The sequence below is a fragment of the Bacillus sp. NMCC4 genome (assembly GCF_002998555.1).
In the GTDB taxonomy this organism is placed as follows: Bacteria; Bacillota; Bacilli; order Bacillales; family Bacillaceae; genus Bacillus.
Genome location: NZ_PVRA01000007.1, coordinates 92,308 through 106,896, shown reverse-complemented (window position 1 = coordinate 106,896; position 14,589 = coordinate 92,308). Strand labels below are relative to the sequence as shown.

Sequence of the window (14,589 nt, the reverse complement as noted above, 5' to 3'; positions counted from 1 at the left end):
TGCCTAATCTAAAGTTTACAAGACTGCTTCTCTATTTTTATGATGGACTATCTTTTGGATCAGCTGTGCATTTTGAGCGGCACATTCTTTGTTTTTGAACATGTCAGCGTGCTGACCATAGCCTTGATATTGTCGATAAGCGCCGGTCGTTGCAGCTTCCCAATTTTCCATCCAGTCTGGTATCGCAATTTGCTCTTCGGATTGGATGAAGTCAATGTCTGCTTGTATCTCTCCTTGGTTCACCCCCTTAACAAAAGTTTCATAGTAGGCTCTCGTTTTTTGAGCCAGCGCGTCTTGGATGAGCTCCGCTTGGGCAAGTTCACTTTGCTGCGACTGATGGACGATCGCTGCTATATCGTCATCAATGGATCGTCCTTCTAAATCACTTTCTCCTATTTTCTTATAGGAATCGATCATGATGACCTTTTCGACGGTCCGCCCTGCTTGTTCGAGCGATTGAACAAGCTCAAAGGCTAGGTAGCACCCGCCAGAGTATCCCATCAAAGTCAGCGGTCCTTCAGGCTGAAGGTGCTGGATATGCTGAACATATTGCGAAATTCGATGATCGGCTTCAATAAAGTCAAAGGCGATCAAACGAACACCATCAAGCGTTTTTGCGGCTTCCTGATAAATAAAGCCATAGCCTGGTAATGGCGGGAGAGCAAAGACTGTTGGCGTTTGAGATTCATTGAATACAAGATAGCCTGCGGCTTCCTGATCCTGCTGTTGAATATAACGGCTGATTGCTTCAATGGTAGGCGTCTCAAACAGCAAATGAATGGGCACCTGAACATCGAATTCCTTCGACACCTTGGATAAAAGCGACATCGCTTTTAATGAATGCCCGCCAAGCTCAAAGAAATGGTCATCTGTGCTGATATCATCTCTTTCAAGCACTTCCCTCCACATCACAAGCAACTTTTGTTCTACCTCATTTACTGGAAGCTTCACATGGCGGTTTCCTTGAGGCGCCTCTGGCTTTGGCAGCTGACGTTTATCAACCTTTCCATTTGGCGTAAGCGGCATTTTCTCAAGTCTGATCAGCTCATGAGGCTGCATGTAAGCCGGAAGTTTTTCCTTCAGCCCTGACTTGATCACATCGAGTTTGTCCTTCCACTCCTCCTCACACGTCATATAGGCGAGCAGCCTTGTATGCTGCGTGTTATGCTGATCAGCTATAAGGGCAGCTTGCTTTACGCCTGGATGCATGAGAAGGTGGGCTTCAATTTCTGTCAGCTCAATTCGATGACCGCGAATTTTCACCTGGTCATCCACTCTGCCTGCATACTCAATCAAACCGTCTGCTCGAAAATAGGCCAAGTCTCCCGTACGATACAGCCTTTCTCCCGCAGCAAATGGATGGGCGATAAAGGCTTGTTTTGTCAGATCAGGACGATTCAAATACCCCTTCGCAAGCCCTTTTCCGCTCAGGCATAGTTCTCCGACCATTCCAATCGGCTGAAGCTGTCCGTGCGGGCTCAATATATAAGCACCCGTCTGGTTGAGCGGCTTTCCGATTGGAATCGAACGCGTCTCTACCGGCAGAGCCTCATCTACTGGATAATAGGTGGCGAAGACCGTTGATTCGGTTGGACCGTAGACATTGATCAGTCTGTCTTTCCCCATGACATCAAAGGCTTTCCTCACATGCTGTACCGATGCCCGCTCTCCTCCGAACAGCACCTTGCGCACACTGCGCATCCAGTCGGTTTCTTCATCAACGAGGAGATTAAATAATGCCGTCGGAACAAACATGACAGAAATGTTTTCCCTTTTAATCAACCCCGTCAGCTCGCCCATGTTTAAAATGGTCTCTTTTTTCGGCAAGACAAGCTTTGCTCCGTTTAAAAGTGCGCCATATACATCAAATGTAAAGCCATCAAATACGCTGTTGGATAGTGACAGCAGTGTATCTGTTTCTGAAATGGTTAAGTAGTTCGTATTTTTGACCACCCGGGCAATATTGGAATGGGTCGTCATGATGCCTTTTGGCTGACCTGTTGTACCAGATGTATACATGATGTAAGCCGTATCGTGTAAGCCTGCTTCTAGCAGAAGATTCTCTGAGCTCATCAGTGAAATTTCCTGATCATCCGCAAACAGATACGTACCATCAAACGCAAGTGCCTTCGCCTGACCGATAAAGGATGAGTGAGTCAGAAGATGCGTTGCCCCGCTGTCTTTAAGCATGTATTGAATGCGGCTTTCTGGATAATCGGGATCAATTGGCACATAGATTGCGCCTGCTTTTAAGACAGCCAGCAGGCTGACAATAAGTTTAGGCGTGCGGTCGGCTAAAATGGCGATGACCGTTTGATGCGTGACCCCATTTTTTTGCAAATGCCTTGCCAATCGATTGGCTTGTTCATTCAGCTCCGCATATGTCATCGTGTGCTCACCTGCTGATAATGCCACTGCATTCGGCTGTTTGCGGACATTATGCTCAAACCATTTCGACAAATACAGCTGGTCATGCTCAAGCTCAGGCGCATTCCATTCCTCAAGAATCAGCTGCTTTTCCTGTTTCGTGACGAGTGTAAGTGTATGAACCGATTGATCAGGATGCTTGATCGCCTCGCTCATCAATAGACTCAGCTGCTCCTTTAACCGGTGGACAAATTGAGGATCAAATGCTTTTTGGTTAAAGGCCAGCTTCAATTGCAATTGTTCTCCTGGTGATGCCAGCAAATTGAGATCATAGTTCGATTTTTCATACACATTCATGTTTTCCACAGTAAACCCTAATCGCGCCTCTTGCTCGTCCTTCTTTGCGGCTGGGACGTTTTCAAACACGACAATATGATCAATGAGTGGCTGCTGACCTGTCTTTGCCTGAATATCATAAATCGGAATATATTGGTGCGGCTCGGCTGCAAGAGACTGCTGCTGAGTCTCTGATAGAAGAGAACGGAATGTCATGTCATCTGTCAGCTGAATTCTTCTTGGGATGACATTGATGAACAAGCCAACCATTCTGTCAACACCAGCCAAATCTGCCGGACGTCCCGACACAACCGTGCCAAACAACACATCATTTGAACGCTGATATCTGCTCAACAGAATTGACCACACCGATTGAAGCACGCTGCTTAACGTGGCATTTTGCTGCAACGCTAACTCTGATAAAGCAGCCGTTTCTTCTTTGCTCATCGACCATTCCATTTCGCCTAATTCATGTTCATTCGTTTGTTTTCTCTGTTCTTTAAAGGTTGATTGTCCATCAAACCCGGCTAATGATTGCTGCCAATATTGAAGTGATGCTTGTTTATCTTGTTTTTCCAGCCATTGAATATATTCTTTGTATGGTTTAACCGGTTCCAGCTTGTAAGGGACGTCATGCAAAAGTGCATGATAAATTGCAAATAACTCCTGCACCACAAGCCCAAAGCACCAGCCATCAAGGAGGATATGGTGATAGCTCCATATCCAGCGATAGCTGGCAGGACCCGTTTGGAAAACGGATGCCCGCATGAGAGAATCCTTCGAGAGATCAAATCCTCTCAGCTGATCCTGTTGTTTAAATGTCTCAATACGTACAAGCTGTTCGTCTTCAGAAAGATCCTGCATGTCCACCACATCAAGCGTAAAAGGGCGTTTCTTCAGCACAACTTGGACAGGGCGCTTCACTTTTTCGTGGAGAAATACGGTACGAAAAATATCGTACCGTTCCACGATGACATTCATGCTTTTCTCAAGTAAGTCATGACGCAGTGTGCCCTTTACGTTCATATCCATTTGCTCTACATAAAAGCCCTTTTCTTGATGATGGAGGGTATGAAACAGCATTCCTTCTTGCATCGGTGACAGATAATACATGTCTTGAACTTGATCCCTTTTAAATGAACTCATCTATTTCATCCTCCCTTCCCGTTTGTATGACTGATCTCGTGTTGTTAGGTCAATTTTTCCTCAAGCATGTCAAAAATGTCGTCCATTTCATCCATTTCAAGATCAGCCGCAGAGAAGTCACTTGGCGTAAATTCTCTTTCGTGCTGCGCTAAACAATGGGTAATGATGGATTGGATTTTTTCTTTCAACAATGCCATGAACTGCTGTATCGTTTGTTCTTCATATTCATCTGTACAATAGGAACACGACAACATGAATCGATTGTGTTGAACAAGACCACTGAGGTTCAGCTTATAGACAGCTTCTGAATCAGGGCTTGCTTGTCGTCCCATATCATAGGTGGACGGTCCAAAGAGTTCTGTCGTCACTTCCTGATCGATCTGCCCAAGATAGTTCAAGCTGATTTCAGGATGTACGTGCTGTCCTGACGGCTCAGTGGCTGTCATGTATTTCAAAATCCCGTAGCCAATTCCTTTATTTGGCACACGCCGCAGCATCTCTTTCGTTCCTTTAATAGCATCAGCTATGGTCTGATCCGGCTTTGCTTCAAGAACAACTGGATACATACTCGTAAACCAGCCAACCGTGCGGGAGACATCCAGCCCTGATAAAATATCCTCTCTTCCATGACCTTCAAGCTGCACATGTACATGGGACTTCCCTGTCCACTCCTGAACGGCAAGCCCGAGAGCACATAGAAGAATATCGTTCATTTCCGTTGTGTACGGTAGATGAATATCGGTTAAGAGATGCTCGGTTTCGGACTCTGAAAGCTGCATCTGTACTGCTTTTGTTTGAGCAACTTTTCTTTTCGTTACTTCATGATCAACAGGTAAAGTGGTCAATGGCAGAGTGTCAATCTCTGTCCAGTACTCACTTTGGCTTTTTAACGGCTTGGACTGTGCGTATCGTTCGATTGCCTCTGCCCATTCTTTAAAGGAATGGGTTTTTGGCGGAAGGACGAGCGTTTGTCCTTGAGCTGCCTGCTGATAAAGAGACATAAAATCCTCTAGTAAAATTCGGCATGAGACACCGTCAATGACAAGATGGTGTGTCACGATGAGTAAGTGATCGCCATCTTTTGCACGGAAACAAATCACTTTCATGAGTGGACCTGTTTCGAGGTTCAGCTGACGCTGATACTCGTTGGCATATGTGGAAATGGCCTTTTTCACGTCGTGCTCTTTAGAGACATCATGAGAAATAATCGCAATCGATTCCCTGAGCTCCCGCTGATTGTATTGCAGAATGTCATCATGCTCCTGCCTGTATACCATACGCAGTGCATCATGATGTGAAAGTAATTTCTGCATCACTTGTTCTGTAATCGAAAGGTCAAATCCGTTTGGCGCATGAAGCATCATCGAGAGATTCCAATGGTGCTGGTCACTGAATGCTCGCTCAAAGAACCAGCGTTGAATTGGAGTCAAAATGACTTCCCCTTCAACCGATGATTGGTCAGCTGTCAATTGATCGGCTTCTTCGATATATGGGCGCAGCTCCGCAATCGTTGGGTACTGGAATAATAGCTTCATATCGAGCTTCCAGCCCGCTTGCGTGAGTCTGCTTGCCATTTGGATGCCTTTAATTGAGTCTCCACCAAGGAAGAAGAAGTGGTCGTGAATGCCGACTTGGCTCACGCCAAGGACATCTGCCCAAATATCGCAAAGCAGTGTTTCAACTTCGTCTCTTGGCGCTTCGTATGCCGTTTGGTTTGCTTCCATATCAGGCGCTGGCAATGCTTTTAGATCGACTTTGCCATTTGCCGTCATCGGCAGTTGGTTAAGCTTGATGATGGATGATGGCACCATATAGTCTGGCAACGTTCGTTTTAGACTTTCTTTCAGGTCGGTCGTTTCTTCATCGGTGATGACATATGCCACAAGCGAATCTTGTTCGCTGGCATCTTTGACCGTTGTCACGACTGCTTCTTTGACTTCCGCCAGCGCAAGGAGCTGCGCCTCAACTTCTGACAGTTCAATACGGAAGCCTCGGATGTTGACCTGATGGTCTTTTCTGCCGAGGTAAATCAGCTCACCATCCTCTGTCCATTTCACCAAGTCGCCTGTACGGTACATGCGCTCGCCTGGATAAAATGGATCTGGGACAAATCGTTTCTCTGTTTCCTCTGGAAGATTCCAGTACCCTCTTGCCAGTCCTTTTCCTGCGATCACGAGCTCACCCGGTACGCCTGGCGGCGAGAGGTCGTATAACGAACCCATGATGTAGAAACGAGTATTGGCAATCGCTGTTCCGATCGGAAGTGTGCCTTGATCTGGGTTGATGATCCCGCTGGTCGCTACGACTGTGTTTTCTGTTGGGCCATAGTTATTGACGAGTTTATATGGAACAGGCTTTACCTGTTTCAGCTTGTCTCCGCCAGTCAGTAGGTAGCGCAGTGAATGATTGTCCATTGACATAAACTGCTCGCATAACTGGGTCGGCAGGAACGCAATGGTGATCCCTTTTTCATTGAAATACGTATTGAGCTTGATCATATCGAGACGAATCGCTTCATCGATGATGTGCAGCTCTGCGCCGGCGATCCATGACGGGAACATTTCCCAAATGGAGGCGTCAAAGCCAAAGCCGGCATATTTGGCGGTTCGATCCGCATTTGTCACTTGGAAGGCATCATTGTGCCAGAAAGCAAGATTGACAAGGGACTGGTGCTCGACCATGACACCCTTCGGCTGTCCAGTCGTTCCCGATGTGTAAATCATATAGGCGAGATCTGTTGGTTTCACATGTACCTGAATTTCTTGTGCTTCTCCTTCTACGGCATCTTCTATTTGCAGAACATGACCTGTGAAAGAAGTTGGTGCAGTCAGTCCTTTTTGCATCAGAAGCACCTCTGCCTCGCAGTCCTCTAGCATGTACGCAATACGCTGAGCCGGATAATCCGCATCAATTGGAACGAATGCCGCACCTGCCTTCAGGACGCCAAGGACGGCTGCCGTCATGTCAAGCGATGGACGGGTGAGAATGCCGACGCGATCTCCGGGTTTTGTGCCAAGAGAGATCAATTTCTGAGCAACTACATTCGCCCGATTGTTCAGTTCCTCATATGTCCAGCTCGTTCCGCAGAATGTCGCCGCCTTTTGGTGAGGCGCTTTGTGCGCATTAGCTCCAATTAGTTCATGGATCGTTTGATCTGACGGAACGTCTAGGACAGGACCTGACCATTCATTGATCAGTTCTCGTTTTTCCTCTTCAGTTAAGATCGATAGCGCTGAAATTGGCTGATTGAGCTTAGCCAGCATTTCGTCTATGATTTGTTCAAAATATTGACTCCAACGCTGAATGGTCTTCTTTTTAAACAGTGCCGCTGCATACTCAAAACGCAGGCCCACTTGGTCTTTTTCTTCAAATACACCGAGCGTTACATCAAATTTTGCTTGAACTGTCTCTTGCTGTTTTTGCGAAAGCTTGAGTCCATCCAGATCCGGTAACGTCAGGTCTCGGTCATCCGTTGTCAGCATGACACTAAACAATGGATTGCGGCTCGTGTCTGTCGGAAGATCTAACTGTGCCACCAATTCCTCAAACGGGAAATCTTGATGTTCATAGGCTGATAGGCTGCGATCTTTCATTTTTTCAAGCAATTGTGCTGTCGTTTCCTCCAGCTGCACTTCATGTCGAAGAGCCAGTGTATTCACAAACATGCCCGGAACCCGTTCCATTGAAGCATGCGTACGTCCTGCTGTCACAGCGCCTATAACGATATCTGTCTGCCCAGTTAATTTGGAAAGGAAAATGGCAAATGCCGTTTGCATGACCATGTTCAAGCTTACACCTTTTTCAGCCATGAGCGTTTTAATGGACTGCACCTTTTCAGCAGATAACCATCTATCGACTCGGTCTCCTTCAAATGACTGAACATGAGGGCGCGGAAAATCAAGTGGCAGCGCCAAATCTTCAGGCGGCTGAGCGTATTGCTCTAGCCAATATTGACGCTGTTTCTCGAGCAGCGCTTGCTGCTTTTCTTCCTGCTGCCATACCGCATAATCCTTGTAGTGCAGCTGAACTGGCGGTAATGTCTTTTTCTCATACAACTCTGCCAATTCTTGAATGAGCAAACTGCGTGTGACACCATCTGCGATGATATGGTGCATATCCATCATGAACACATATTCTTCATTAGAAAGCTTCGCCACCTTTGCCCTCATTAATGGTGCTTGATGTAATGAGAATGGGGTGATGAATGCGTCTATGACAGGTTGTTCATGACCTCTCTCTACTTCAACAACCTCTAACGTAAACGGCATTCGGCGATAGACTTTTTGAACTGGTACGCCGTCAATTTCTACAAAGGCTGTCCGCAATGATTCATGTCGTTCGATCAAGGCTTGCAGCGCTTCTTCTAGCAGCTTCACATCAAGGCTGCCTTCCATCATCAAAACAGCTGGCATATGGTAAGTAACTGCTTCTGGATGCAGCTGCTGTAACACATACATCCGCTTTTGAGCGGAAGAGACAGGATAGAAATCTTGCTTCTCCGCCGGATGAATGGATGTGATGTCCGAAGAATCCACTTCTTCCAAATAGGCTGCCATCGCCCGTATCGTTGGCTTTTCAAAAAGGACTTTGAGCGGCACATGCTTGTTCAGCTTGGCTTGTACCTTCGAAATGAGCACCATGCCTTTGAGAGAATGACCTCCCAATTCAAAGAAGTGATCATGAACACCTATTTGTTCAACCCCAAGTACTTCTGACCAAATGTCACACAGCGACTGCTCAAGTGCCGTTTCTGGTGCTGCATGCACCGCGCGGTTCATATGCACCTCGTGCGGAAGCGGCATAGACTTCGCATCTACCTTTCCGTTTTGTGTGAGCGGAATGTGGTCGACTTTGACAAAGTACGTTGGAATCATATAATCCGGCAGTGTCTCCGCAAGCTTTTCTCTAAACGTCAGTGTTCCAATTGGCTCAGGCGCTGTGTAATAGAGTGCAAGCTCCGGTAAACGGGACATGTGAATTACTTTGACATACACCTCTTGAATGGATAATCGTGCACGCGCGGCATGCTCAATTTCCTGTTTCTCAATACGATAACCGCGGATTTTCACTTGATCATCTATTCTTCCGAGAAACTCAATGTCTCCATTTGCATGCTGTCTGACCAAATCCCCTGTGCGATACATTCGCTCCTGAGGATAATATGGATTTTCAAGAAAACGCTCTGCTGTTAATTCAGGCTGATTCAAATACCCTCTCGATACACCTTCCCCCGATATATAAAGCTCTCCAGGTGCGCCATAAGGGACAAGGCGCTGCTGACGATTGAGTGCGAGCGCTCTTGTGTGAGCAATTGGCTGCCCGATCACAGAGCGATCCATCAAAGCGCCTAGCTCTTGCGGTGTGATCAGCTTGGTCACAGTCCCAATAGTTGTCTCTGTCGGGCCATAGTGGTTCATCACTGCCACACATGGGTGCTGCTCCATAAACGTTTCAACATCCTCAGAGACAATCGGTTCCCCTCCAAGTATCACAAGGCGTAAAGCATTAAATGCATGATCCTTCGAATCTGCCATCATATGAAATAAGGATGGTGTCATTTTGATATACGTCAGCTCTTGTTCATCAATCAAACGCATGAGACGCACCGGGTCTGTATACACATCTTCACGAGACACATAGAGTGTCCCCCCTGCTTTTAAAACAGGGAAAATGCTTGTGTAACCGAGATCGTATGCATAAGAAGAAAGCAGTGCCGTCCGATCGCATTCTTGCAATGTCACCTCATTTGTCAGCCAGTTGACATAGTGTGATAGATTACGATGCGTGAGCTGTACACCCTTCGGCTTCCCTGTTGTACCAGATGTGTATATTACATAAGCGAGCTGATCGGCTGAGCCTTCCGGCAGATCTAGCGAGCGGCTTTGCTGCACTGCTTTTTCAACCTGCACCACCTGAATCGACTTGTGATCTTGATAGGAACCTGCAAGAGACTCATTTGTCACGATCACTTGTGCACCTGAATCTTCTAATGTGTAACGGATACGTTCCGCAGGGAAGGCCGGATCAATTGGTACAAATGCACCACCTGCTTTCATCACACCAAGCATTGAGACGATGACATAGACAGAGCGGTCAAGAATCAGTGCTACAGTCTTTTCTTTCTCGACGCCTCGTACCTTCAGTTCACTGCCAAGCGCATTTGCCATGTCTTCCAGCTCGCGGTAAGTGAGCTTCCGTTGATCATCCATCACCGCAATGGCATCTGGTGTTTCCTTTACCTGACGCGAAAATTGGACATGGAAGGGCTCATGACGATTCGATTGCACTTCGTCTTTTTTCTCCAATCGCTCTATTTGCTCATGCTGATCAAGGATACGGAGCAAGCCGATCTGTTCATCCGGGTGTTGGACCGCTTCACGAATAATCGCTAGAAGATGAGTTCCGAACCTGCGGACCGTCTCTTCTTTAAATAATGCCGCTGCATAGTCAAAGCTCAGCTTTAATGCTCCCTCTCGTTCAAATGCTTCTAGAGACAAGTCAAATTTGACAGAGTGATGCTGAATGGCATAAGGCGAAATGTGCAGATCGCCGAGCTTTAGCGCCGGAACCTCCATGTTCTGCATGTTAAATGACACGCTAAAGAGCGGGCTTCGGGTTGTATCACGATCTAGCGGAAGGCGTGCAATTAACTCTTCCAGTGGATAGCTTTGATGAGCAAAAGCGTCAACACTCGTTTCTTTTATTTCTTCAAGCAGCTGTAAAAATGTCTTCGTTTGTTCTGGTTTTCCGCGCATCGCAACAGTGTTGATAAACATCCCCGGCATGTCCTGTATATCAGGGTGTGTCCGTCCTGCAACAGGGGAACCAACGATGATATCTTCCTGGCCGCTATAAGTGGCAAGCAGCACTTGAAAAGCAGATAACAAGAACATGTACATGGTCGTATCTGTTTTCTGAAGCAGTTCATGAATCCGCTGAGTCGTCGCTTGATCACAGCCAAACATGAATCGTTCCCCGGAAAAATCACGTTCCGCTGGACGCGGATAATCAGTTGGCAGCTCTAATACCGGCAAGTCCCCTTCGAATTGCTTCAACCAATATGCTTCATGCTCCTTCTGTTTCTCCGTCTCTTCTTCACTTAACTGCCAGACAGCGTAATCTTTATAATGAATGGCTCTTTCTGCAAGAGCTTCTCCATCATAGGCCTTCGCCAAATCTTGAATGAACGTCTTCATGGAGCTGCCATCTGTAATGAGATGATGTGCTTCCAAGACGAGAAGATGACGGTTCTCACTGACCTTCAACAACTGAGCTCGCAATAGAGGCGCAGCTGTTAAATCAAATGGTGTTTGACGTTCAGAAAGGAATGCCTCTGCCTCTTCTTCTTTGATGTCATGAACGGGAAGGTCAAATGCAGTCCATTCATTCACCCTTTGGACGATGTCTTCTCCATTTATATGAAAACTCGTTCTTAAGATTTCATGCGTTTGGATCAACTGATCAAATGCTGATCTGAGCCGCTGATATTCGAGTGTCCCTTCAAGCGTTAAGACGATCGGAATATGATAATTCGTGCTGTCAGGTTCGAGTGTCTGCAAAATGTATAAACGGCGCTGAGCTGGTGATACCGGATATTCGTCCGCCTGCTCTGCTGGTAAGATGGGATGTCCTTTTTCTTCTTGACCATCCTGATCGATATATGCCGCTAATGAACGAATCGTCGGCTTCTCAAAAATCACTTGAATCGGTACTTCCTTTTGAAGCACCTCTTGAATTTTCGCGGACATCATCATTGCTTTGAGAGAGTGCCCGCCAGCCATGAAGAAATGTTCATCTACTCCTACCGTTTTCCCAAGGAGCTCCTCCCAAATTTGAGCGAGTGCCTTTTCTGTCTCCGTCTCAGGCGAAATGATTTCCTTTTTCTCCTGATGCGCTTCGTCCGGCTTTGGTAAAGCTTTTCGATCTACCTTCCCGTTCGATGTGAGCGTAAAAGCATCCAGCTTCATCACATGGTGCGGCACCATATAAGCTGGCAGCTCTTGATTGAATAAATCCCGCACCTCTTCTTCTGTCATTGTCCCTGTGAAGTAAGCCGTGATTTCCTTTTCATCTGAGGAAAACGAATGGACAAGCACAACCGCATCATCTATGCCCGCTTTTTGCTGAAGCACTGTTTCAATTTCACCAAGCTCAATACGGAAGCCTCGAATTTTCACCTGATCATCTGTCCGGCCGAGGAATTCGATCTGGCCATCCGCGCCATATCTAGCCAAATCCCCTGTTCGATACAAACGGCCTGACGGTTTAAAAGGATCTGCCATGAACACTTGATTGGTCAAATCCGGACGATGGAGATACCCTCTTGCGACACCATCTCCGCCAACATACAGCTCTCCTGGCGCTCCAATTGGCTGCAATCTTTGATCATCATCTAAAATATAAGCCGACGAATGGTTGATCGGCTGACCAATTGGGATCGGACCCGTTTCATCTCCTGTTACTTCGTAAATGGTCGAGATGGTTGTATTTTCAGTTGGACCATAGGCATTCAGTAAAACAAGTGCTGGATGATGCTGTTTCACAAGCTCCGCACTCTTCACATTGATGACGTCACCGCCTGTAATTAATGTGGTTAATCCTTCGAACATTTGCGGCCGCTGCTGAGCGAGCTGATTAAATAATCCAGTTGTTAAAAAGAGCGCCGTCAACTGATGTGTTTGGATAAATTGTTCGAATCGATGGATATCCAATAAAGTATCACGGTCAACAGGATAAAGCGTCGCCCCATTTAGCAGCGTGGTAAATATCTCAAAGGTAATAGCATCAAAGCTGACGGCCCCTGTATGCGCCATACGATCCGACTTGGTCAAGCCTAATTTCTCCTGAGAGCAAGCCAATCTCACAATATGCTGATGCTCAATTTGAACCCCTTTGGGCTGTCCAGTTGATCCTGATGTATACATGATATACGCCAATTGAGATGGAGACGTCCGGACTGAGAAATCCACGTGTGAGCGATGAGGCATGCTGGTCACATGTACAGCCTTGATATGTTCATCAACTGGCGGCTGATTGTCAGCATGCAGCAAAATGGATGCGCCGCTGTCTTCAAGCATCCATCGGATTCTCTCCTCAGGCTGGGAAGGATCAATCGGCACATAAGCTGCCCCTGCGTGCAGAACTGCTAAAATGGCGATCACCGCATCTGCTGATCGGTTCATATACACCGCGACAGCATCTCCGGGCTGTACGCCGTTTTCAACAAGACTGCCGGCTAAACGACGGATTTCTTGTCCAAGCTCCTCGTACGTGAATGTTCGATCGCCTTCAACTAATGCCAGATGGTCAGGCTGCGCCTTCATACGTTCATTAAGCAGCTCAGGAATAGACAGATGCTTCGGATAATCTCGCTCTGTCTGATTCCAAGCTTCAATCTGCTGCTTCTCCTCTTCTGTGATACATGTCACTTCATGAAGGCGTACATCAGGGTTCTGGATGATTTGCTTCATGAGATTGGTCAGATGTTTTGATATGTTTTCAATGATCTTTTCTTCAAAAGCTATGGCGTTGTATTTGATTTTCAATGTCCACGTTTCACCTGGATAAACAAGGACATTCAGGTCGAAATTCGTTTGTTCAAATCCGTCCTTTACATCAATGGAAAAACCAAGCCGTGCAGACATGGTATCACCAGACAGCTCCTGATCTAAAGGATAGTTCTCAAACCCAACCAAATGATCAAAGAGCTGCCCTCCAGCAGCTGTCTTTTGCTGAATGTCATAAAGCGGCATAAAATCATAGTTTTCCGCTTCCAGTGCATGCTGCTGAACCTTTTGAAACAACTGTTTGAACGTCTGCCCCTGATCCAATGTCACTCGAACGGGTATCGTATTGATAAACAGCCCTGCCATGCGCTCAATTCCAGATACACTTGGAGGTCTGCCCGATACAACGGTGCCGAATGTGACATCATCAGCTGCATGATAGGTGCCTAATAGAACAGACCAGACAGCCTGAAACAGGTTCGGGGCTGTCACTTGGCATTTTCTTGCTACATTTTGAATGGCTTGTACCGTTTGAGCATCCCATGTAAACGTCCATTCCTGATGGTCGTATTGTCCGTTCGCTTCATTTTGCTGCAGCAGCCCTTGATGCTGAACCGCTCCATCTAGACGCTCCTGCCAATAACTTTCCGCTTCTTGTTTATTTTGCTTTCCAAGCCACTGGATATAATCTGCATAAGGCTTTCCCTGTGAGCGATCCGGCGTTCGATCGTTCCGAAAAGATTCATAGTAATGAAACAGTTTTTTCATTAAAACACCCATGGACCAACCATCCATGATGATGTGATGGTTGCTCCAAATCAGATGCCAGTTTGTTTCATTTAGTTGAAAAACAGCGACCTTCAATAACAGATCATTTGTTAAGTGAAATCCTTGCTTTCTCACTTGCTTTTTATATTGACCCAATACCTTTTGCTGCTCTTGATGATTCAGATGAGATAGATTCTCTCGATACACATCTAGATGACGTTCAGCCAGTACAACCTGACGAGGCTTTTGCAATTGTTGATAGACAAAGGCTGTACGGAGAATGTCATATGTTCGTATGAGCTCATTGAGACTTTTTTCAAAAAGAGCGAGATCAAACTCTCCGCTTATTCCAAGCTCAAGCTGTGTGAAATAAGAGGAGGAATTAGGGTCTAGCATGGCATGATACAGCATGCCCTCCTGCATGGGTGTTAAAGGATATACCTTCTGAATCTTCTGCTTGCTCATA

2 protein-coding genes are annotated in these 14,589 nt (G+C 46.5%); both read right to left on the bottom strand.

Translation table 11 applies throughout. The features are described 5' to 3' along the window. Positions 1–15 precede the first annotated feature (15 nt). The gene (locus C6Y02_RS14585) at positions 16–3,849 is read right to left on the bottom strand and encodes a non-ribosomal peptide synthetase (protein WP_106031581.1); all 3,834 of its coding nucleotides are present in this window, start codon (positions 3,847–3,849) and stop codon (positions 16–18) included. Positions 3,850–3,893: 44 nt separating this feature from the next. Then, positions 3,894–14,588, bottom strand: a complete 10,695-nt coding sequence (locus C6Y02_RS14580; RefSeq protein ID WP_106031580.1) for a non-ribosomal peptide synthetase — start codon at positions 14,586–14,588, stop codon at positions 3,894–3,896. Position 14,589 lies beyond the last annotated feature (1 nt).